19 protein-coding genes and 2 pseudogenes are annotated in these 20,521 nt (G+C 57.2%); 10 read left to right on the top strand and 11 right to left on the bottom strand.

Annotated features, from left to right (window positions below; genetic code table 11):
* Nucleotides 1-9 precede the first annotated feature (9 nt).
* Nucleotides 10-228 (top strand): protein SlyX, encoded by a 219-nt coding sequence (locus tag ACZ6J2_RS17510; protein WP_023309461.1) that lies wholly within the window; start codon nucleotides 10-12, stop codon nucleotides 226-228.
* A 54-nt stretch (nucleotides 229-282) separates the two neighbouring features.
* On the opposite strand, the gene slyD is transcribed toward ACZ6J2_RS17510, so the two are convergent.
* From slyD to kefG, 4 genes are all read right to left on the bottom strand, one after another.
* A complete protein-coding gene (slyD, locus tag ACZ6J2_RS17505) occupies nucleotides 283-873 on the bottom strand; it encodes a peptidylprolyl isomerase (protein WP_014833521.1) in 591 nt (196 codons plus the stop codon).
* A gap of 94 nt (nucleotides 874-967) precedes the next feature.
* A complete protein-coding gene (locus ACZ6J2_RS17500; RefSeq protein WP_010436300.1) occupies nucleotides 968-1,168 on the bottom strand; it encodes a YheV family putative zinc ribbon protein in 201 nt (66 codons plus the stop codon).
* A gap of 13 nt (nucleotides 1,169-1,181) precedes the next feature.
* Entirely contained in the window at nucleotides 1,182-2,987 is a 1,806-nt protein-coding gene (gene kefB, locus ACZ6J2_RS17495) for a glutathione-regulated potassium-efflux system protein KefB (RefSeq protein ID WP_471726325.1), read from the bottom strand.
* On the bottom strand, nucleotides 2,987-3,538 hold the full coding sequence (gene kefG, locus ACZ6J2_RS17490) for a glutathione-regulated potassium-efflux system ancillary protein KefG (protein WP_014885493.1): 552 nt from the start codon (nucleotides 3,536-3,538) through the stop codon (nucleotides 2,987-2,989). Before kefG ends, kefB begins: the two co-directional genes overlap by 1 nt.
* Before the next feature lie 138 nt (nucleotides 3,539-3,676).
* Here kefG and ACZ6J2_RS17485 point away from each other — a divergent pair, with 138 nt between their 5' ends.
* The 4 genes from ACZ6J2_RS17485 (at nucleotide 3,677) to ACZ6J2_RS17470 (ending at nucleotide 7,831) form a co-directional block, all read left to right on the top strand.
* A complete protein-coding gene (locus ACZ6J2_RS17485) occupies nucleotides 3,677-5,581 on the top strand; it encodes an ABC transporter ATP-binding protein (protein ID WP_471726324.1) in 1,905 nt (634 codons plus the stop codon).
* 112 nt (nucleotides 5,582-5,693) lie between these two features.
* The gene (locus ACZ6J2_RS17480) at nucleotides 5,694-6,716 is read left to right on the top strand and encodes a hydrolase (protein WP_039263094.1); all 1,023 of its coding nucleotides are present in this window, start codon (nucleotides 5,694-5,696) and stop codon (nucleotides 6,714-6,716) included.
* Nucleotides 6,713-6,931 carry a YheU family protein gene (locus ACZ6J2_RS17475; RefSeq protein WP_471726323.1) on the top strand — a complete coding sequence of 73 codons (219 nt, stop codon included), beginning with the start codon at nucleotides 6,713-6,715 and terminating at the stop codon, nucleotides 6,929-6,931. The genes ACZ6J2_RS17480 and ACZ6J2_RS17475 overlap by 4 nt, the downstream gene beginning before the upstream one ends.
* Before the next feature lie 30 nt (nucleotides 6,932-6,961).
* Entirely contained in the window at nucleotides 6,962-7,831 is an 870-nt protein-coding gene (locus tag ACZ6J2_RS17470) for a phosphoribulokinase (protein ID WP_023309465.1), read from the top strand.
* 60 nt (nucleotides 7,832-7,891) lie between these two features.
* On the opposite strand, the gene ACZ6J2_RS17465 is transcribed toward ACZ6J2_RS17470, so the two are convergent.
* Nucleotides 7,892-8,296: an OsmC family protein gene (locus ACZ6J2_RS17465; RefSeq protein ID WP_471726332.1), complete on the bottom strand. Its 405-nt coding sequence runs from the start codon at nucleotides 8,294-8,296 to the stop codon at nucleotides 7,892-7,894.
* A 311-nt stretch (nucleotides 8,297-8,607) separates the two neighbouring features.
* On the opposite strand from ACZ6J2_RS17465, the gene crp reads away from it, so the two are divergent.
* Nucleotides 8,608-9,240: a cAMP-activated global transcriptional regulator CRP gene (crp, locus tag ACZ6J2_RS17460; RefSeq protein ID WP_000242758.1), complete on the top strand. Its 633-nt coding sequence runs from the start codon at nucleotides 8,608-8,610 to the stop codon at nucleotides 9,238-9,240.
* Between the two features lie 57 nt (nucleotides 9,241-9,297).
* Nucleotides 9,298-11,385 (top strand): YccS/YhfK family putative transporter, encoded by a 2,088-nt coding sequence (locus ACZ6J2_RS17455; protein ID WP_471726331.1) that lies wholly within the window; start codon nucleotides 9,298-9,300, stop codon nucleotides 11,383-11,385.
* Here ACZ6J2_RS17455 and argD read toward each other — a convergent pair.
* The 5 genes and pseudogenes from argD to ppiA all read right to left on the bottom strand — a co-directional run bounded on the left by argD (nucleotide 11,382) and on the right by ppiA (nucleotide 14,547).
* Nucleotides 11,382-12,602 (bottom strand): bifunctional acetylornithine/succinyldiaminopimelate transaminase, encoded by a 1,221-nt coding sequence (argD, locus tag ACZ6J2_RS17450; protein ID WP_172421409.1) that lies wholly within the window; start codon nucleotides 12,600-12,602, stop codon nucleotides 11,382-11,384. The two genes, ACZ6J2_RS17455 and argD, sit on opposite strands and share 4 nt — an antisense overlap.
* Nucleotides 12,603-12,689: 87 nt before the next feature.
* Nucleotides 12,690-13,253 carry an aminodeoxychorismate synthase component 2 gene (gene pabA / locus ACZ6J2_RS17445; RefSeq protein WP_471726322.1) on the bottom strand — a complete coding sequence of 188 codons (564 nt, stop codon included), beginning with the start codon at nucleotides 13,251-13,253 and terminating at the stop codon, nucleotides 12,690-12,692.
* A 30-nt stretch (nucleotides 13,254-13,283) separates the two neighbouring features.
* Nucleotides 13,284-13,751 (bottom strand): annotated as a pseudogene (locus ACZ6J2_RS17440) (putative adenosine monophosphate-protein transferase Fic); the annotation flags it as partial.
* A gap of 45 nt (nucleotides 13,752-13,796) precedes the next feature.
* Nucleotides 13,797-13,868 (bottom strand): annotated as a pseudogene (locus tag ACZ6J2_RS17435) (YhfG family protein); the annotation flags it as partial.
* A 106-nt stretch (nucleotides 13,869-13,974) separates the two neighbouring features.
* Nucleotides 13,975-14,547 carry a peptidylprolyl isomerase A gene (gene ppiA, locus ACZ6J2_RS17430; protein WP_023309471.1) on the bottom strand — a complete coding sequence of 191 codons (573 nt, stop codon included), beginning with the start codon at nucleotides 14,545-14,547 and terminating at the stop codon, nucleotides 13,975-13,977.
* 278 nt (nucleotides 14,548-14,825) lie between these two features.
* Between ppiA and tsgA the strand changes: the two genes are divergently transcribed.
* On the top strand, nucleotides 14,826-16,010 hold the full coding sequence (gene tsgA / locus ACZ6J2_RS17425; protein ID WP_471726321.1) for an MFS transporter TsgA: 1,185 nt from the start codon (nucleotides 14,826-14,828) through the stop codon (nucleotides 16,008-16,010).
* 3 nt (nucleotides 16,011-16,013) lie between these two features.
* Here the strand turns inward: tsgA and ACZ6J2_RS17420 are convergent, their stop codons facing one another.
* Nucleotides 16,014-17,330, bottom strand: a complete 1,317-nt coding sequence (locus ACZ6J2_RS17420; protein WP_471726320.1) for a cytosine deaminase — start codon at nucleotides 17,328-17,330, stop codon at nucleotides 16,014-16,016.
* Between the two features lie 239 nt (nucleotides 17,331-17,569).
* On the opposite strand from ACZ6J2_RS17420, the gene nirB reads away from it, so the two are divergent.
* Both nirB and nirD read left to right on the top strand, forming a co-directional pair.
* Nucleotides 17,570-20,113, top strand: a complete 2,544-nt coding sequence (gene nirB / locus ACZ6J2_RS17415) for a nitrite reductase large subunit NirB (protein WP_471726319.1) — start codon at nucleotides 17,570-17,572, stop codon at nucleotides 20,111-20,113.
* Nucleotides 20,110-20,436 (top strand): nitrite reductase small subunit NirD, encoded by a 327-nt coding sequence (nirD, locus tag ACZ6J2_RS17410; RefSeq protein ID WP_023309475.1) that lies wholly within the window; start codon nucleotides 20,110-20,112, stop codon nucleotides 20,434-20,436. The genes nirB and nirD overlap by 4 nt, the downstream gene beginning before the upstream one ends.
* The last annotated feature ends 85 nt before the right edge of the window (nucleotides 20,437-20,521 follow it).

The raw sequence follows: 20,521 nt of genomic DNA, 5'->3' as shown, positions 1-20,521 counted from the left end.
AGGTGAATGATGAAGGATACAGCAATAGAAGCGAGAATGGCTGAGCTGGAAAGCCGCCTGGCTTTTCAGGACATCACCATCGAAGAGCTAAACCAGACCGTGACCGCACATGAGCTCGAAATGGCGAAACTGCGGGATCATATGCGCCTGCTGACGGAAAAGCTGAAGGCCACGCAGCCGTCAAACATTGCCTCTCAGTCAGAAGAGACGCCACCTCCTCATTATTGAGGCGTAAAAAAAGCGGGATTATTATCCCGCTTTTTTATTTTCCGCATGACGGAATTAGTGGCAACCGCAGCCGCCGTTACCGCAACCACCTTTACCGTGGTCGTGACCATGGTCGTGATCGTGGCCGTGACCACCGCAGCAGCCGTCGTGGCCGTGATCGTGGTCATGGTCGTGACCGTGTGCACCGTGAACGTGGCCATGAGCCAGCTCTTCTTCGGTCGCTTCACGGATCGCAACAACTTCTACGTTGAACTTCAGGTTCTGGCCAGCCAGCATGTGGTTACCGTCAACCACGACGTGGTCATCTTCCACTTCGGTGATTTCAACAGGAACCGGGCCCTGGTCAGTTTCAGCCAGGAAGCGCATGCCAACCTGCAGTTCGTCAACGCCCATGAACACGTCTTTAGGAACGCGCTGAACCAGGTTGTCGTCATACTGACCGTAAGCGTCGTTCGCGCCTACAGCAACGTCAAATTTGTCGCCAACTTCATGACCTTCCAGCGCGTTTTCCAGGCCAGAAATCAGGGAACCGTGACCATGCAGGTAGTCAAGCGGCGCACTCACCGGAGACTCATCAACCAACACACCGTCTTCTGTACGTACCTGATAGGCCAGGCTGACCACCAGGTCTTTTGCTACTTTCATGATATCTCCTGAGCGTGGGAAAATTGCTGGCGCAGATTGTAGCGGAAATCTGCACCCGTGTACCCTTTAGCTTAAAAAAACTCAGGGCATATCGCTAGTCCGGATGAAAAATCCCGATAACTTGCTCTTCTTTGCGAACGTGATCGCGGGCCTCTTTATCGGCCTCACGCATCTGGTGACCGCACTTAACACACTCAACAACATCAATATTATTTTCCCGCCACATCGCCAGGGTATCTTGCGCCTGGCAGGTCGGGCATTTTGCACCCGCGATAAAGCGTTTACGTACAGCCATCTTTCGTTACCCTTTATTCAAATTCATCCCAGCCATCAAGCTGGCGTCGTTCCTGTTGCATCTCTCGCTGGAAGATCTCCTCCAGCTCGCGACGCGCTTCCCGCACGCGGGAGATCTGCGCCGTATCGGTATGTACCGGCATCAGCTCGCGCAGCATCCGCATATCCAGCCGGCGGAAGTGCATCTGGGCGCGCTGCGCCTGATGCGGATGCATGCCCAGCGAGATCAGCGCCTTACGGCCCAGCTCCAGCGCACTGGAGAACGTCTCACGGGAGAAGTGTTTCACACCCGCCTGCAACAATTCGTGAGCTTCAACACGTCCCCGCGCGCGCGCCAGAATATGCAGATGCGGGAAATGCTGCTGGCACAGATCCACCAGCTTCATCGTGTCTTCCGGATCGTTACAGGTAATTACGATGGACTCTGCCGCTTCGGCCCCCGCCGAGCGCAGCAGCTCAAGCTGGGTCGCGTCGCCGTAGTAAACCTTATAGCCATATTTGCGCATCAGGTTGACCGCGCTGATATCACGCTCCAGTACCGTAATGCGCATTTTGTTCGCCATCAGCAAACGCCCGATAACCTGTCCGAAGCGGCCAAAGCCCACCACAATCACCTGTGGCTTATCGTCTTCCACCCACGGCGCTTCGTCTTCATCGTCAGCTGGATTCAGGCGACGCGACAGCAGTTTATCCACCAGCTTCATCAGCAGCGGCGTGGTCATCATAGACAGCGTGACCGTCACCAGCAAAAGCGCCATCTGATCGTCTTTAAACAGCTTCTGGGAAGATGCGGTGGAGAACAGCACAAACGCGAACTCGCCTCCCTGGCTCAACACGCTGGCAAACTGCATGCGTTCCGAACTGCGCAGCCCGTAGATACGCGCCATGACGTACAGTACCAGCATCTTCACCGCCACCAGGATGGCGACGCTCACGACCACCCACAGCAGATGGGTATAGAGCACACCGAGGTTGAGCGCCATCCCCACCGAAATAAAGAACAGGCCTAACAGCAGCCCTTTGAAGGGATCGATGGCAATTTCCAGCTCGTGCCGATACTCGCTCTCCGCCAGCAGCACCCCGGCGATAAAGGTCCCGAGCGCCATCGACAGCCCCAGCGCGTCCATAAACAACGCCGATCCCAGCACCAGCAGCAGCGTCGCGGCGGTAAACACCTCGCGAACGCCCGACGCGGCAATAAAGCGGAACACGGGACGTAGCAGGAAACGACCGCCAATCAGCATGCCCGCGAAGGCCAGCACCTTCATGGCGATTTTAGCCCAGTCGAAGTGATCGTCCCCGGACCCCGCCAGCAGCGGCACCAGCGCCAGCGCCGGGATCACCGCCAAATCCTGGAACAGCAGCACCGAAAAGCCCAGCTGACCGGCTTCGTTGCGATTCATCCCTTTATCGCGCATCAGCTGCAGCGCCATCGCCGTCGACGACATCGCAAGGCCTATCCCGCCAATCACCGCCGCCTGCCATGAAAAGTGGGTCAGCATTAACAGGCCGCCCAGGATCGCGGCGCTGAATAACACCTGCGCGGCGCCCACGCCAAAGATAGAGCGTCGGAGCTGCCACAATTTCGAAGGATTCAGCTCCAGGCCGATGATGAACATCAGGAACACCACGCCCAGCTCGGAGAAATGGAGGATCTCATCGACATCGCTGATGAATCCCAGCCCCCAGGGGCCAATCGCGATCCCCGCCAGCAGATACCCCAGCACCGCACCGATACCAATACGGGCTGCAAGCGGCACGGCGACGACGGCCGCAAATAAAAACAGCACCCCGGCGAGGAGCAAATTCGATCCTTCCATTAACGACCTCCTGCCGGAATGGGCGACGCCAGCCATTCACCGTAGGCTCTGGCGTGGCTTGCCAGCTCTTTCGGATCCTGACGCCGCGCCCAGTAGACAATAATCGGGCTCATCCAGTGCATACGGCACATCGCCGCCGTCAGCTCGAAAGGCCGCAGGATGTCGCTCATCGGATAGCGGTTCAGCCCGTCGTGACGGTAAGCGCTTTCGGGTTCACCGGTCGTAATCACGCTACGCCAGTACTTTCCCGCCAGCTGGTTGCCCCCCACCCCGCTGGAGAAGCCCCGGCTCAGCACGCGGTCCAGCCACTCTTTCAGCAGCGCCGGACAGCTATAGGTATAAAGCGGATGCTGGAACACAATCACGTCATGCTGACGCAGCAGCTCCTGCTCGTAAGGGATATCAATAAAGAAATCAGGATAGTGCGCGTAGAGATCGTGCACCGTTACGTTACTAAGCTGTGTGGCCGGCTTAAGCAGCACCCGGTTTGCCACCGAGTCCTGAGATTCCGGATGGGCATACAGCAGCAGCACTTTTGCTGTCTGAGACATCATTCCCCTCCCGGTCTTGTTTCTGTTTTTGTGTATCGTCGCTGTTTTGGGCTACCATGGCGGCCCGGTGCGGAAAATGGCCCACACCTTACATTATCATAATGACAAATTAACATAGTCGGAACATACGGCGCTTCTATGATTGTTTTCTCCTCGTTACAAATTCGTCGCGGCGTGCGCGTCCTGCTGGATAACGCCACTGCTACCATCAACCCGGGCCAAAAAGTGGGTCTGGTCGGCAAAAACGGCTGCGGTAAATCCACCCTGCTGGCGCTGCTGAAAAACGAGATTAGCGCGGATGGCGGTAACTTTACCTTCCCGGGAAACTGGCAGCTCGCCTGGGTAAACCAGGAGACGCCTGCGCTGAGCGAACCGGCACTCGACTATGTTATCGACGGCGACCGTGAATACCGTAAGCTCGAAGCGGAACTTCATTCTGCTAACGAGCGCAACGACGGTCACGCCATCGCCACCGTTCACGGCAAGCTGGACGCCATCGACGCGTGGACCATTCGCTCCCGCGCCTCCAGCCTGCTGCACGGCCTGGGCTTCAGCAACGAACAGCTGGAACGTCCGGTCAGCGACTTCTCCGGCGGCTGGCGTATGCGCCTCAACCTGGCGCAGGCGCTGATCTGCCGCTCTGACCTGCTGTTGCTCGACGAACCGACCAACCACCTCGATCTCGATGCGGTTATTTGGCTGGAGAAGTGGCTCAAGAGCTATCAGGGCACTCTGATTCTGATCTCCCACGACCGCGACTTCCTTGACCCGGTAGTGGATAAAATTATTCATATCGAACAGCAAACGATGTTCGAGTACACCGGCAACTACAGCTCCTTCGAGCGCCAGCGCGCGACGCGTCTCGCCCAGCAGCAGTCCATGTACGAAAGCCAGCAGCAGCGCGTGGCGCACCTGCAGAGCTTTGTGGATCGCTTTAAGGCCAAAGCCTCAAAAGCCAAGCAGGCCCAGAGCCGCATCAAGATGCTGGAACGCATGGAGATGATTGCCCCGGCGCACGTGGATAACCCGTTCCACTTCAGCTTCCGCGAGCCGGAAAGCCTGCCGAACCCGCTGCTTAAGATGGAGAAGGTCAGCGCGGGCTATGCCGACCGCATTATTCTCGATTCCATCAAGCTCAACCTGGTGCCGGGTTCCCGCATTGGCCTGCTGGGGCGTAACGGCGCCGGTAAATCGACGCTGATCAAACTGCTGGCGGGCGAGCTTAACCCGATCAGCGGTGAAATCGGCCTGGCGAAGGGCATCAAGCTGGGTTACTTCGCCCAGCATCAGCTGGAATTTTTACGCGCGGATGAATCACCGATTCAGCACCTTGCGCGTCTGGCGCCGCAGGAGATGGAGCAGAAGCTGCGCGACTATCTCGGCGGCTTTGGCTTCCAGGGCGATAAGGTGACTGAAAACACCGAGCGCTTCTCCGGCGGCGAAAAGGCCCGCCTGGTGCTGGCGCTGATCGTCTGGCAGCGCCCGAACCTGCTGCTGCTCGATGAACCGACCAACCACCTGGATCTCGACATGCGCCAGGCGCTGACCGAAGCGCTGATTGAGTTCGAAGGCGCGCTGGTTGTGGTTTCGCACGACCGTCACCTGATCCGCTCCACCACGGACGATCTCTATTTAGTGCACGGCGGCAAAGTTGAACCGTTCGACGGCGATCTGGAAGACTACCAGCAGTGGCTGACGGACGTGCAGAAGCAGGAAAACCAGCCGGAAGAGTCAGCAAAAGACAACGCCAACAGCGCGCAGGCGCGTAAAGACCAGAAGCGTCGTGAAGCGGAGCTTCGCACCCAGACGCAGCCGCTGCGTAAAGAGATTACCCGTCTCGAAAAAGAGATGGAAAAACTCAACGCCACGCTGGCTGTCGTTGAAGAGAAGCTTGGCGATAGCGGTCTGTATGACCAGAGCCGCAAAGCGGAGCTGACCGACTGCCTGCAAACCCAGGCGAAGACCAAATCCAGTCTCGAAGAGTGCGAGATGGCCTGGCTCGACGCGCAGGAACAGCTGGAAGCGATGCTGCAGGCTGACTGACCTGTTTACCCCGTTTGAAGAACAGAATCCGTACCGGGTTCGGAAATCCAGCTTAAACGGGGTACAATTCGGAAAGTATCGTAAATTTCCGACAAGAATCAGCATCGCGCTTATGACCCAAATCATTCCATCAGACTTCGACATTGCGGCCGAAGACAGCACTGAGTTCGTGCCTATGCGCGGCGTGGCCAATCCCCATTTGCAGACCATGCTGCCGCGACTGATCCGCCGCAAGGTTCAGTTCACCCCGCACTGGCAACGGCTTGACCTGCCAGACGGTGATTTTCTGGATCTCGCCTGGAGCGAAGCGCCTGAACAGGCTCGCCATAAACCGCGTCTGGTGGTCTTTCACGGTCTGGAAGGCAGCCTGCACAGCCCGTATGCGCATGGGCTAATTGAAGCGGCAAAAGCGCGCGGCTGGCTCGGCGTGGTGATGCATTTTCGCGGCTGCAGCGGTGAACCGAATCGTCAGAAACGCATTTATCACTCGGGTGAAACCGAAGACGGGACGTGGTTTTTACACTGGCTGCGGGAAAATTATGGCACCGTGCCAACGGCCGCCGTGGGCTACTCGCTTGGCGGCAATATGCTGGCCTGTCTGCTGGCCAAAGAGGGCGAAAGCGTCCCGCTGGATGCCGCCGTCATTGTCTCCGCGCCGTTTATGCTCGAGCAGTGCAGCTACCACATGGATAAAGGCTTTTCCCGCGTCTACCAGCGCTACCTGCTCAACCTGCTGAAGGCCAACGCGGCGCGTAAACTGAAGGCCTACCCGGATACCCTGCCGGTAAGCCTACGCCAGCTGAAAAAGGTGCGTCGTATCCGCGAGTTCGACGACCTGATCACCGCGAAAATCCACGGCTTCGCCGATGCGATTGACTATTATCGTCAGTGCAGCGCCATGCCGCTGCTCAGCAAGATCACGCAGCCGACGCTGATTATTCATGCCAAAGATGACCCGTTTATGGATCATCACTCGATCCCCGCTCAGGAATTCCTGCCCGACAACGTTCACTATCAGTTGACCGAGCATGGCGGCCACGTCGGGTTTATCGGCGGCACGCTGCGCCGCCCGAAAATGTGGCTTGAGGCGCGTATTCCTGACTGGCTGACCCCTTATCTGGACGGTGCAAAATGATTATTCCCTGGCAGGATCTGGATCCCGAAACGCTCGACAATCTGATTGAAAGCTTTGTATTACGCGAAGGCACCGATTATGGTGAACAGGAACGCTCGCTTGAGCAAAAGGTCAACGATGTTAAGCGCCAGCTGAAAAGCGGCGACGTGGTGCTGGTGTGGTCAGAACTGCATGAGACGGTCAATATCATGCCCCGCAACGCGTTTCACGGCTGATCTTCCACCCTTTTCAGTCAGGGAGTTGCTATGTCTGCCAGACATCCGGTTATTGCCGTTACGGGGTCGAGTGGTGCGGGAACCACCACCACCAGCCTCGCATTTCGCAAGATTTTCGCCCAGCTGAATCTCCGTGCGGCGGAGGTCGAAGGCGACAGCTTTCACCGCTACACGCGTCCGGAGATGGACATGGCCATTCGTAAGGCGCGCGATTCGGGTAAACACATCAGCTACTTCGGCCCGGAGGCCAATGACTTTGGCCTGCTGGAACAAACCTTTATAGAGTACGGTAAGAGCGGCAAAGGGCAGTCCCGCAAGTATCTGCATACCTATGATGAAGCCGTACCCTGGAATCAGGTGCCGGGAACCTTTACCCCGTGGCAGCCGCTGCCGGAACCCACCGACGTCCTCTTTTACGAAGGATTGCACGGCGGCGTGGTCACGCCTCAACACGACGTGGCGCGCCACGTGGATCTGCTGGTCGGCGTGGTCCCTATCGTTAACCTGGAGTGGATCCAGAAGCTGACGCGCGACATGAGCGAGCGCGGCCATTCGCGAGAGGCGGTGATGGACTCCGTGGTGCGCTCCATGGAGGATTACATTAACTTCCTGACGCCGCAGTTCTCCCGCACCCATATCAACTTCCAGCGCGTGCCGACGGTGGACACATCCAACCCGTTCGCGGCCAAAAGCATCCCGTCGCTGGATGAGAGCTTTGTGGTGATCCATTTCCGCAATCTCGAAGGCATTGATTACCCATGGCTGCTGGCAATGCTGCAGGGCTCGTTTATTTCGCACATGAATACGTTAGTCGTGCCGGGCGGAAAAATGGGGCTGGCGATGGAGCTCATCATGACGCCGCTGGTGGAGCGACTGATGGAAGGGAAACAGATCGCGTGAGCATGTTCCCTCTCCCAATGGGAGAGGGTTAGGGCATCAACACGCACGATGCCCCATCAATCACGCCTCGAGCACTTCATACGAATGCGTGATTTTTACCGCTTTCTCCAGCATTAACGCCACAGAGCAGTACTTCTCCGCAGACAGGTCCACCGCACGCGAGACCGCCGCGTCTTTCAGCTCTTTACCGGTGACCACAAAGTGCAGGTTAATATGGGTGAACAGGCGTGGCGCCTCTTCGCGACGTTCTGACGTGAGTTTAACCTCACAACCCGTCACGTCATGACGACCTTTTTGCAGAATCGACACCACATCAATTGCGCTGCATCCGCCTGCCGCCATCAGCACCATTTCCATTGGGCTGGGTGCTTTATCGCCGGAGTTACCGTCCATCAAAATCTGGTGTCCTGACGCGGACTCGCCCAGGAACGTTAAACCTTCAACCCATTTCACGCGCGCTTGCATATTCATTAACTCCAACGTTGCATTTTTGGTGACAGATTACGCGTGCGTTACATTTCTCGCAATGGAAGGCGACCTGCATCATGCTGAAGCGAGACACCAGGAGACACGCGGCGAAAGCTATGCTAAAACACTCAGGATGCTACAGTAATACATTGACGTTACACGTGTATGCAGAGGACATCAAACTTTACTGGCTGCGAAACGTTACGGTAGCCGACTTCCCAGGGTATGGGTAAGAATTCGATTGCAACCCCAGAGTCCGGATGCATCTGATGACTCTGGTGACAGCTTATAACAGAGGATAACAGCGCATGGTGCTTGGCAAACCGCAAACAGACCCGACTCTCGAATGGTTCTTGTCTCATTGCCACATTCATAAGTACCCATCGAAGAGCACGCTGATTCACCAGGGTGAAAAAGCGGAAACGTTGTATTACATCGTTAAAGGCTCGGTGGCAGTGCTGATCAAAGATGAAGAAGGGAAAGAGATGATCCTTTCTTATCTGAACCAGGGCGATTTCATCGGTGAACTGGGCCTGTTTGAAGAGGGCCAGGAACGTAGCGCCTGGGTTCGTGCAAAGACAGCATGTGAAGTGGCTGAAATTTCTTACAAGAAGTTCCGTCAGCTGATTCAGGTTAACCCTGACATCCTGATGCGTCTTTCTTCCCAGATGGCGCGCCGTCTGCAGGTCACGTCAGAGAAAGTGGGTAACCTCGCCTTCCTGGACGTTACCGGCCGTATCGCACAAACCCTGCTGAACCTGGCGAAACAGCCAGACGCCATGACCCACCCGGACGGTATGCAAATTAAAATTACCCGTCAGGAAATTGGTCAGATCGTCGGTTGCTCCCGTGAAACCGTGGGTCGTATCCTGAAAATGCTGGAAGATCAAAACCTGATCTCCGCCCACGGTAAAACCATCGTGGTCTACGGAACGCGTTAATTCCGCTTAAACGGCGTGCCATCGCAAGGTGTCACGCCGTTTTTGTCTCTACTCCCCATGTGGCGCAGGCTGATCTATCACCCGGAAGTTAACTACGCACTGCGACAAACGCTGGTGTTGTGTCTTCCTGTGGCCATAGGCCTGATCCTCGGACATCTTCAGCAAGGCCTGCTGTTTTCCCTCGTGCCCGCCTGCTGCAACATTGCCGGTCTGGACACGCCGCATAAGCGCTTTTTCAAACGCCTGATTATCGGTGGCTGCCTGTTTGCCGGGTGTAGCCTCGCCGTACAACTCCTGCTCGCCCGGGATATCCCGCTGCCGCTGATCCTGACCGTGCTGGCGATGACGCTCGGCGTCACGGCGGAAATCAGTTCGCTGCACGCCCGCCTGCTTCCCGCTTCGCTGATTGCGGCCATTTTCACGCTGAGCCTCGCCGGGAACATGCCGGTGTGGGAGCCGCTGCTGATCTACGCCCTGGGGACATTATGGTACGGGCTGTTTAACTGGTTTTGGTTCTGGCTGTGGCGGGAGCAGCCGCTGCGTGAATCCCTGAGCCTGCTCTATGTGCAGCTTGCGGATTACTGCGAAGCCAAATACACCCTGCTCACCCAGCATACCGACCCGGAAAAATCCTTACCGCCGCTGCTGACGCGCCAGCAAAAGGTGGTGGATCTGATAAGCCAGTGCTATCAGCAGCTGCATATGCTCGCCGCCAACAAGAACCACGAGTACAAGCGGCTGCTGCGCACCTTCCAGGTCGGGCTGGATCTGCAGGAGCATATCTCCGTAAGCCTTCACCACCCGCAGGAGGTGCAAAAGCTGGTCGAGCGCAGCCACGCCGAAGCGGTGATCCGCTGGAACGCGCAGACCGTCTCGGCACGTCTGCGCGTGCTGGCCGATGATATTCTCTATCACCGTTACCCGACGCGCTTTAACATGGAAAAACAGCTGGGCGCGCTGGAGAAAATCGCCCGCCAGCATCCCGATAACCCGGTCGGCCAGTTTGCCGCCTGGCATTTCAGCCGCATCGCCCGCGTGCTGCGCACGCAGCGCCCGCTTTATCCCCGCGACTTGATGGCGGATAAGCAAAAACGGCTTCCGCTATTGCCCGCGCTCAAAAGCTATCTTTCTCTTAAATCGTCCGCTCTGCGCAACGCCGCAAGGATCAGCGTGATGCTCAGTACCGCCAGCCTGATGGGCATGGCGCTGCACCTGCCGAAACCGTACTGGATCTTAATGACCGTGCTGTTTGTCACCCAGAACGGCTACGGCGCCACGCGGGTGCGTATTCTGCATCGGGCTGGCGGAACGCTGGCCGGGCTGATCATTGCGGGCGTGACGCTGCACTTCCACGTGCCGGAAGGCTATACCCTGGCAGGGATGCTGGCGATTACGCTGGTGAGCTACCTGATTATCCGCAAAAACTACGGCTGGGCGATGGTGGGCTTTACGGTGACGGCGGTATATACGCTGCAGCTGCTCACGCTCAATGGCGAACAGTTTATTGTCGCCAGGCTGATTGATACTCTGATCGGCTGCCTGATTGCCTTTGGCGGCATGGTCTGGCTGTGGCCGCAGTGGCAGAGCGGGCTGCTGAGGCAGAACGCCCACGACGCGCTGGAAGCGGATCAGGAGGCCATCAGGCTAATCCTCAGCGACAATCCTCAACCGACGCCGCTGGCCTATCAGCGGATGAAGGTCAACCAGGCGCACAACGCCCTGTTTAACTCGCTCAACCAGGCGATGCAGGAGCCGGGCTTTAACTCGCACTATCTGGCAGACATGAAGCTCTGGGTGACGCACAGCCAGTTTATCGTCGAGCATATTAACGCCATGACCACGCTGGCGCGCGAGCACACGATGCTAACGCCGGATCTGGCGCAGCGCTATTTGCAGTCATGTGAAATTGCGTTGCAGAGGTGCCAGCAGCGTCTGGAGTATGATGCGCCGGGCGAATCGGGCGACTCAAATATTCTGGAAGCGCCGGAGACGTTAACCCACGGGCCAATGAGCACCCTGGAGCAGCATTTACAGCGCGTTCTGGGGCATCTGAACACCATGCACACCATTTCGTCGGTGGCATGGCGTCAGCGTCCGCATCACGGCATTTGGTTAACGCGCCGGCTAAAGCGAACCGAGTATTAGCCTTTTACAATCTTCTCGACCGCAGCAGCAAAGCGGGTTAACCCGTCTTCGATGTCTTTGTCTTCTACCACCAGCGACGGCGCAAAGCGCATCACGTCCGGCCCGGCATTAAGCACCATCACCCCTTCGTGGGCGGCGGCGTGCAGGAAATCACGCGCCCGGCCTTTGTACTGCGGCTTCAGCTCGGCGCCAATCAACAGCCCCATCCCGCGGATTTCGCTGAACACATCGTACTGCTCATCAATCTTTTGCAGGTGTTTTACGAAAAGCTCGCGCTTCGCGCTCACGGCGTTCAACACCTCCGGCGTGTTGATAATGTCGAATGCGGCACCCGCCACGGCGCTCGCCAGCGGGTTACCGCCGTAGGTGGAACCGTGAGAACCGACGTGGAACGCGGAGGCGATCTCCTGCGTCGTCAGTACCGCACTCACCGGGAAACCGCCGCCGAGCGCTTTGGCGCTGGTCAGGATGTCCGGCGTCACGCCGTAGTGCATATAAGCGAACAGATCGCCGGTACGCCCCATCCCGCACTGAACTTCATCAAAGACCAGCAGCGCCTGATGCTCGTCGCACAGCGCGCGCAGCCCTTTCAGGAATTCCGGGGTTGCCGCCGTCACGCCGCCTTCCCCCTGGATCGGCTCGACAACAACGGCGCAGGTATGGTCATCCATGACCGCTTTCACCGCGTGCAGATCGTTAAACGGCACGTGGACGATGTCGGCCGGTTTCGGGCCAAACCCGTCGGAATACTTCGGCTGGCCGCCAACGGAGACGGTAAAGAAGGAGCGTCCGTGGAAGGCATTGTGGAAGGCGATGATTTTGGTTTTGTACGGGCTGTGGCGCGTTGTCGCGTAGTAGCGCGCCAGCTTAAACGCAGTTTCGTTGGCTTCAGTGCCAGAGTTCATAAACAGCACGCGCTCGGCAAAGGTCGCATCGATGATCTTGCGGCCCAGGCGCAGCGCCGGTTCGTTGGTGAACACGTTGCTGGTATGCCACAGGGTTTCGCCCTGGGTTTTCAGCGCCTCAACCAGCGCGGGATGGCAATGACCCAGCGCCGTGACCGCAATACCGCCCGCGAAATCCACATACTCTTTACCCTGCTGATCCCAGACGCGGCTGCCTTTCCCCTTCACCGGGATAAACTCAGCCGGTGCATAAATCGGCAGGATCACTTCATCAAATGTCGCGCGGGTAATTGCTGGTTGTTCAGTTGCCATGTCATGACCATCCATTTTTATGTCACAGTGATTGTGAAAATATAATCACAAAATATGCATAAAAAATCACAGCAAGGCAACAGATATTCAGCGATTGAGGAAATTTGCCAGCAGCGCGTGCCCCTGCTCGCTGAGGATGCTTTCCGGGTGGAACTGCACGCCTTCGAGGTCCCATTCGCGGTGACGAATCCCCATAATCTCCTGCGTATCGCTCCAGGCGGTCACCTCAAAGCAGTCGGGCAGCGTAGACGGATCAATGACCAGGGAATGGTAGCGCGTCACGGTTAACGGATTATTGAGCCCCGTGAATACCCCGGTGCCGGCGTGGGTGACCGGAGAAGTTTTACCGTGCATCACTTTGGCGGCGCGCACGATGGTGGCACCAAACGCCTGGGCAATCGCCTGATGGCCCAGACAGACGCCCAGGATCTGCAGCTTGCCGGCATAGTGCTGGATAACATCCAGAGAAATACCCGATTCTGACGGCGTACACGGCCCCGGAGAAATCACGATTTTCTGCGGAGCCAGCGTCCCGATATCGGCCAGTCCGATCTCGTCGTTGCGGCGGACAACCACCTCTGCACCCAGTTCACAAAAATACTGGTAAAGGTTCCAGGTGAAGGAATCGTAGTTATCAATCAGCAGAATCATGGCGGCCCCCGAAAAAAATGCCGCCCTATTCTACTCAGATTCCCGCGCTTCGCTCACTACTTTGGCAAAGATAGCGTTTAGCGCGGTTAAATCCCCCGTTGCGCCACTTCGGTTAGCAGCCACCCACTGATCGGGATCGATATCGCGCCAGTCCAGCGAGTAGCCCGCGTGGAGCGCCAGCTGCTCGAAGAAAACGCGTTGGGCAATACCGTTGCCGCGCATAAACGGATGCAGCATGTTGATTTCGCAGTAATAGTGGCTAACTCTGTCAACAAACGCCGCTTTCTCAAGACCCACGAGATACTTTTCGCTTTCCAGCGCCGCCATCAGCTCGTTGCCCATCTTCTCGATGTATTCGAAATGGCAGAACGGAATATCACCCTTAAAAATATCGTCAGTGCGTAACTCGCCTGCCCGCTTCATCTCGCTGCGGTACAAATGACGATGAATAAGGCACAGATGGGGCAACCCGGGCGCGGAAGGCCCAAGCTCCAGCGTCTCAATATGGGGCTCTGAGGGACCATTACCTTTTTCAAGGAGACAACTGGCCTGTAAATTGACGTTACGCTGCTGTTCCCAGAGACGGGATTTTTGCTTGTCGGTGAGCTTTTTCACTTAACGCCTCCCTGAATAGTCCGTTTGCCACAAGTATAAGCAGCAAAACGCGCTTTCGCAGGGAGGGTTACAGAATGCGGGCAGGAGAAGCCCGCGTTCAGAAGAATTACGGCAGAACTTTTGCGGAGAGGATAACCACCGGTTTTGACGGCACATTCTGATACGGACCGACGTCGTGAGTAGGCACCTGAGAAATCTTGTCGGCCACGTCCATCCCTTTCACGATTTTACCGAAAACGGCATAGCCAAAGTCGCGCTGACCGTGGTCGAGGAAGGCGTTATCCGCCACGTTCAGGAAGAACTGGCTGGTCGCGCTGTCTTTGTCTGCGGTACGCGCCATGGAGATGGTGCCGCGTTTGTTCAGCAGGCCGTTATCCGCTTCGTTTTTGATTGGCGGGTTAGGCTGTTTCTGCTGCATCTGCTCGTTGAAGCCGCCGCCCTGCACCATAAAGCCTGGGATCACGCGGTGGAAGGTGGTGTTGTTATAGAAACCACTGTTCACGTAGTCGAGGAAGTTTTTCACGGAAACAGGGGCTTTCTGGCTATTCAGTTCCAGCTCAATATTCCCGGCAGAGGTGGTCAGCAGAACGTGAGGGTCCCCTTTGGCTGCCAGCGCAGCAGGGGAAACGGCAGAAAGAGCAAACACAGCTGCGACAGCCGCCAGTGTTGATTTGAGCATGAGAATTCCTTAACAAAGCGCAGTATAAAAAGCGAATGGCTTGATTCTAAAGAGCAGTATGAACGGAGACCAGCCTTTTACCTAATTTTACGAAGTTGAAACAATTATTACCGCGCAAACGATTGGTTACGCCGTTAATTAATGTGATTTAGATCACACTAAAAACTGCAATGACGTAATCATTGCCCTTAAAAGATAGGAATAGATCACTTTAGAGACTAAAATCTGCCCGCTCTCAGCGCCCCCCGGGCGCTTTTCTTTTTCTGAACAGGCCAGACATGACTAACAGCAATCGCATCAAGCTCACATGGATCAGCTTCTTCTCCTACGCCCTGACCGGCGCGTTGGTGATCGTCACCGGGATGGTGATGGGGAATATCGCAGACTACTTCCAGCTGCCCGTTTCCAGCATGAGTAACACCTTTACCTTCCTCAACGCGGGGATCCTGATCTCTATCTTCCTGAATGCCTGGCTGATGGAAATCGTCCCGCTGAAAACCCAGCTGCGCTTTGGCTTTGTGCTGATGGTTGCCGCCGTGGCGGGCCTGATGCTGAGCCACAGCATCGCCCTGTTCTCCGCCGCCATGTTCGTGCTCGGTCTGGTCAGCGGGATCACCATGTCGATCGGTACGTTCCTCATTACCCATATGTATGAAGGCCGCCAGCGCGGCGCGCGTCTGCTGTTTACCGACTCCTTCTTCAGCATGGCCGGAATGATTTTTCCGATGCTCGCGGCCGTTCTGCTGGCGCGCAGCATCGAGTGGTACTGGGTCTATGCCTGCATCGGCCTGGTCTACGTGGCGATCTTTATTCTGACCTTCGGCTGTGAGTTCCCGGTGCTGGGCAAGAAAGCGCAAACCACCGCAGAGCCTGTTGCGAAAGAAAAGTGGGGCATCGGCGTGCTGTTCCTCTCCATCGCCGCGCTGTGCTACATCCTGGGCCAGCTGGGCTTTATCTCCTGGGTACCGGAGTACGCCAAAGGTCTGGGCATGAGCCTGAACGACGCGGGTAAACTGGTGAGCGATTTCTGGATGTCTTACATGTTCGGCATGTGGGCGTTTAGCTTCATCCTGCGCTTCTTCGACCTGCAGCGCATTCTGACCGTGCTGGCGGGGCTGGCGACCGTGCTGATGTACCTGTTCATCAACGGTTCACCGGAGCATATGCCGTGGTTCATTCTGACCCTGGGCTTCTTCTCCAGCGCCATTTATACCTCGATCATCACCCTGGGTTCCCTGCAGACCAAAGTGGCCTCGCCGAAGCTGGTTAACTTCGTCCTGACCTGCGGCACCATCGGCACCATGCTGACCTTCGTGGTCACCGGCCCGATCGTGGCCCACAGCGGCCCGCTGGCGGCGCTGCACACCGCTAACGGTCTGTATGCCGTGGTGTTCATCATGTGCTTCGCTCTGGGCTTCGTGACCCGCCACCGCCAGCACAACGCGGCAGCAGCGTCTCACTAACCCCTACGCCCCTTTGCGCTCGGCAGAGGGGCTGTTTCTGGCAAAACTTACCTCTTCTCCTCCGATATCCATCTGGATCCACGTCTGCGCCAGCTGCGTCGTGGCGATCACGCGTCCCTGACGAATCGACCAGCGCACCGGCACCTGACAGCGCACCGCTTCAAACCCGCTCTCGACAGGCAGAATAATCAGGTTCGCCGGGTTCCCCGTGGCAATACCGTAATCGCTCAGGCCGAAGGTACGGGCGCTGTTATGGGTGATGAGATTCAGGCCGCTGTCGATTTGCGGATAGCCCATCATCTGACAGACGTGCAGCCCCATATGCAGCACCTGCAGCATGTTGCCGGTGCCGAGCGGGTACCACGGGTCGAAGACGTCGTCATGACCGAAGCAGACGTTAATGCCCGCTTCCTGGAGCTCTTTCACCCGGGTGATGCCGCGGCGCTTCGGATAGTCATCAAAGCGCCCCTGAAGATGAATATTGACCAGCGGGTTAGCGACGAAGTTAATCCCCGACATTTTCAGCAGACGGAAGAGCCGCGAGGTGTAAGCGCCGTTGTAGGAGTGCATGGCGGTGGTGTGGCTGGCCGTCACGCGCGGGCCAATGCCGGCCTCATACGCCAGCGCTGCCACCGTCTCGACAAACCGCGACTGCTCGTCGTCGATTTCATCGCAGTGGATATCCAGCGGACGGTCATACTTCTTCGCCAGTTCAAAAGCGATATGCAGCGACTGCACGCCATACTCGCGGGTGAACTCGAAGTGCGGGATCGCCCCCACCACGTCGGCTCCCAGCCTTAACGCCTCTTCCAGCAGCGCCGCGCCGTTCGGGTAAGAGAGAATACCTTCCTGCGGGAACGCGACGATTTGCAGCGTCACCCACGGGGCAACCTCCTGCTTCACCTCCAGCATCGCCTTCAGGGCGGTAAGCGTCGGGTCGGAGACATCCACATGGGTACGGACAAACTGGATGCCGTTGGCAATTTGCCACTTCAGCGTTTTCCAGGCGCGCGCTTTAACATCCTCATGGCTGAGCAACGCCTTGCGCTCCGCCCAGCGCTCAATGCCTTCGAACAGCGTGCCGGACTGGTTCCAGCTCGGCTCACCCGCGGTCTGGGTCGTATCAAGATGGATATGCGGCTCAATGAACGGTGGGATAGCAAGCCCACCGCGCGCGTTCAATACTTCATAACTTTCGGCGTGGGTGTCGTCCATCGGGGTGATGTCACCAAATCGCCCGTTCTCAATGGCGAGCTGCCACAGCCCTTCCCGACCCGGTAAACGAACATTCTGAACAAGCCATAACGGTGTTGTAGACATACCCTTCCCCTAAAAAACGCCGCTGATATTCAGGCGTATCGATTTTGGCAAAACCGCCCCTGATTTGTACACAAATTCAACGATCACGAAAAGCCTGCGATTTCCGCCACTTATAAAAATCCTGACAAATCAGTTATATACCACCTAAGGAGTAGGCGAAGACGTATTTGATTTGCATCAATAAGCGCCCCTACTGAATCGTTAAGGTAGGCAATAATAGAAAAGAAATCGAGGCAATAATGAGCAAAGTCAGACTCGCTATCATCGGTAACGGCATGGTCGGCCACCGCTTTATTGAGGATCTTCTCGATAAAGCCGACGCCGACCGTTTCGACATTACCGTGTTCTGTGAAGAACCCCGCAAGGCGTACGACCGTGTGCACTTGTCTTCCTACTTCTCACATCATACCGCCGAAGAGCTCTCTCTGGTGCGCGAAGGTTTCTACGAGAAGCATGGCGTAAAAGTGCTGGTGGGCGAACGCGCTATCACCATCAACCGTCAGGAAAAAGTGATCCACTCCAGCGCCGGGCGTACGGTTTTTTACGACAAGCTGATCATGGCGACGGGCTCCTATCCGTGGATCCCCCCGATCAAAGGCTCGGAAACTCAGGATTGCTTCGTCTACCGTACCATTGAAGACCTCAACGCCATTGAGTCCTGCGCCCGTCGCAGCCGGCGCGGCGCGGTGGTCGGCGGCGGCCTGCTGGGTCTGGAAGCGGCAGGCGCGCTGAAAAACCTCGGCGTTGAAACCCACGTCATCGAATTTGCCCCGATGCTGATGGCTGAACAGCTCGACCACATGGGCGGTGACCAGCTGCGTCGTAAAATCGAAAGCATGGGCGTGAAGGTTCACACCAGCAAGAACACCAAAGAGATCGTTCAGGAAGGTACTGAAGCGCGCAAAACCATGCGCTTTGCCGACGGCAGCGAGCTGGAAGTGGACTTCATCGTCTTCTCCACCGGTATTCGTCCGCGCGACAAGCTGGCGACCCAGTGCGGTCTGGCCGTGGCGCAGCGCGGCGGGATCATGATCAACGACACCTGCCAGACCTCCGATCCGGATATCTACGCGATTGGCGAATGCGCCAGCTGGAACAACCGCGTCTACGGTCTGGTGGCACCGGGCTACAAAATGGCGCAGGTGGCCGTGGACCATATCCTCGGCAGCGAAAACGCGTTTACCGGTGCAGACATGAGCGCCAAGCTGAAGCTGCTGGGCGTGGACGTGGGCGGTATTGGCGATGCGCATGGCCGCACCCCGAATTCCCGCAGCTATGTCTATCTCGACGAAAGCAAAGAAGTCTACAAACGTCTTATCGTCAGCCAGGACAACAAAACCCTGCTCGGCGCGGTGCTGGTGGGTGACACCAGCGACTTCGGCAACCTGCTCCAGCTGGTGCTGAACGCCATCGAACTGCCGGAAAACCCGGACGCGCTGATCCTCCCGGCTCATGCGTCCAGCGGCAAGCCGTCTATCGGCGTGGATAAACTGCCGGACAGCGCACAGATTTGCTCCTGCTTCGACGTCACCAAAGGCATGCTGATCTCCGCCATCAACAAAGGCTGCCACACCGTGGCGGCGCTGAAAGCGGAAACCAAAGCCGGTACCGGCTGCGGCGGCTGTATTCCGCTGGTCACGCAGGTGCTGAACGCCGAGCTGGCGAAACAGGGCATCGAAGTGAACAACAACCTGTGCGAGCACTTCGCGTATTCGCGCCAGGAGCTGTACCACCTGATCCGCGTGGAGGGCATTAAGTCCTTCGACGAACTGCTGGCGAAGCACGGCCAGGGCTACGGCTGCGAAGTCTGTAAACCGACCGTCGGCTCCCTGCTGGCCTCCTGCTGGAACGAGTACGTGCTCAAGCCCGAGCATACGCCGCTGCAGGACACCAACGATAACTTCCTGGCAAACATCCAGAAAGACGGCACCTACTCCGTTATTCCACGTTCCGCCGGTGGCGAAATCACGCCGGAAGGGCTGGTGGCCGTGGGCCGTATTGCCCGTGAATTTAACCTGTACACCAAAATCACCGGCTCCCAGCGTATCGGCCTGTTTGGCGCGCAGAAGGATGACCTGCCGGAAATCTGGCGTCAGCTGATTGAAGCCGGCTTCGAAACCGGCCACGCGTACGCCAAAGCGCTGCGCATGGCGAAAACCTGCGTGGGCAGCACCTGGTGCCGCTACGGCGTGGGCGACAGCGTGGGCTTCGGCGTGGAGCTGGAGAACCGCTACAAAGGCATCCGCACCCCGCACAAAATGAAGTTTGGCGTCTCCGGCTGTACCCGCGAATGTGCGGAAGCGCAGGGTAAAGACGTGGGGATCATCGCCACCGAGAAGGGCTGGAACCTGTACGTCTGCGGCAACGGCGGGATGAAGCCACGCCATGCGGACCTGCTGGCGGCGGATCTCGATCGCGACACGCTGATTCAGTATCTCGACCGCTTCATGATGTTCTACATCCGTACCGCCGATAAGCTGACCCGTACCGCCTCCTGGCTCGATAACCTGGAAGGCGGTATCGACTACCTGAAATCGGTCATCATCGACGACAAGCTGGGCCTGAACGAACATCTGGAAGCCGAGATGGCGCGCCTGCGCGAGGCGGTGATCTGCGAGTGGACTGAAACCGTCAACACCCCGGCGGCGCAAACGCGCTTCAAACACTTCATCAACAGCGCCCAGCGCGACCCGAACGTACAGGTAGTACCCGAGCGTGAACAGCATCGTCCGGCGACACCGTATGAACGAATTCCGGTCACGCTGGTGGAGGAAAACGCATGAGCCAGTGGATAAACATTTGCGATATTAACGACATCATCCCGGCCACCGGCGTATGCGCGCTGCTGGGCAGCGAGCAGGTTGCGATTTTCCGCCCTCGCCACGATGAACAGGTTTTTGCCATCAGCAATATCGACCCGTTCTTCGAGGCCAGCGTGCTTTCCCGCGGACTGATTGCCGAGCATCAGGGCGAACTGTGGGTCGCCAGCCCGCTGAAAAAGCAGCGTTTCCGCTTAAGCGACGGTTACTGCATGGAAGATGAGAGTCATTCAGTGAAGCACTATGACGTTCGCGTGAAGGACGGCAAGGTGCAGCTGAAAGGCTGATCCCCCGCCTTTTCAATACGAAAAGCTTATGACCCCTTATGGGTAACGGCAGGAAAAACCGTATGTTTTGTACGATTCCTGCTGT

This window comes from Enterobacter sp. E14S (assembly GCF_055666685.1).
This window is presented reverse-complemented; position numbering and strand designations above follow the sequence as displayed.

Bases quoted from the DNA above. Each gene is read 5' to 3' on its own strand.
- ACZ6J2_RS17510 (WP_023309461.1), top strand. From the start codon at position 10: ATGAAGGATACAGCAATAGAAGCGAGAATGGCTGAGCTGGAAAGCCGC.
- slyD (WP_014833521.1), bottom strand. From the start codon at position 873: ATGAAAGTAGCAAAAGACCTGGTGGTCAGCCTGGCCTATCAGGTACGT.
- ACZ6J2_RS17500 (WP_010436300.1), bottom strand. From the start codon at position 1,168: ATGGCTGTACGTAAACGCTTTATCGCGGGTGCAAAATGCCCGACCTGC.
- kefB (WP_471726325.1), bottom strand. From the start codon at position 2,987: ATGGAAGGATCGAATTTGCTCCTCGCCGGGGTGCTGTTTTTATTTGCG.
- kefG (WP_014885493.1), bottom strand. From the start codon at position 3,538: ATGTCTCAGACAGCAAAAGTGCTGCTGCTGTATGCCCATCCGGAATCT.
- ACZ6J2_RS17485 (WP_471726324.1), top strand. From the start codon at position 3,677: ATGATTGTTTTCTCCTCGTTACAAATTCGTCGCGGCGTGCGCGTCCTG.
- ACZ6J2_RS17480 (WP_039263094.1), top strand. From the start codon at position 5,694: ATGACCCAAATCATTCCATCAGACTTCGACATTGCGGCCGAAGACAGC.
- ACZ6J2_RS17475 (WP_471726323.1), top strand. From the start codon at position 6,713: ATGATTATTCCCTGGCAGGATCTGGATCCCGAAACGCTCGACAATCTG.
- ACZ6J2_RS17470 (WP_023309465.1), top strand. From the start codon at position 6,962: ATGTCTGCCAGACATCCGGTTATTGCCGTTACGGGGTCGAGTGGTGCG.
- ACZ6J2_RS17465 (WP_471726332.1), bottom strand. From the start codon at position 8,296: ATGCAAGCGCGCGTGAAATGGGTTGAAGGTTTAACGTTCCTGGGCGAG.
- crp (WP_000242758.1), top strand. From the start codon at position 8,608: ATGGTGCTTGGCAAACCGCAAACAGACCCGACTCTCGAATGGTTCTTG.
- ACZ6J2_RS17455 (WP_471726331.1), top strand. From the start codon at position 9,298: ATGTGGCGCAGGCTGATCTATCACCCGGAAGTTAACTACGCACTGCGA.
- argD (WP_172421409.1), bottom strand. From the start codon at position 12,602: ATGGCAACTGAACAACCAGCAATTACCCGCGCGACATTTGATGAAGTG.
- pabA (WP_471726322.1), bottom strand. From the start codon at position 13,253: ATGATTCTGCTGATTGATAACTACGATTCCTTCACCTGGAACCTTTAC.
- ppiA (WP_023309471.1), bottom strand. From the start codon at position 14,547: ATGCTCAAATCAACACTGGCGGCTGTCGCAGCTGTGTTTGCTCTTTCT.
- tsgA (WP_471726321.1), top strand. From the start codon at position 14,826: ATGACTAACAGCAATCGCATCAAGCTCACATGGATCAGCTTCTTCTCC.
- ACZ6J2_RS17420 (WP_471726320.1), bottom strand. From the start codon at position 17,330: ATGTCTACAACACCGTTATGGCTTGTTCAGAATGTTCGTTTACCGGGT.
- nirB (WP_471726319.1), top strand. From the start codon at position 17,570: ATGAGCAAAGTCAGACTCGCTATCATCGGTAACGGCATGGTCGGCCAC.
- nirD (WP_023309475.1), top strand. From the start codon at position 20,110: ATGAGCCAGTGGATAAACATTTGCGATATTAACGACATCATCCCGGCC.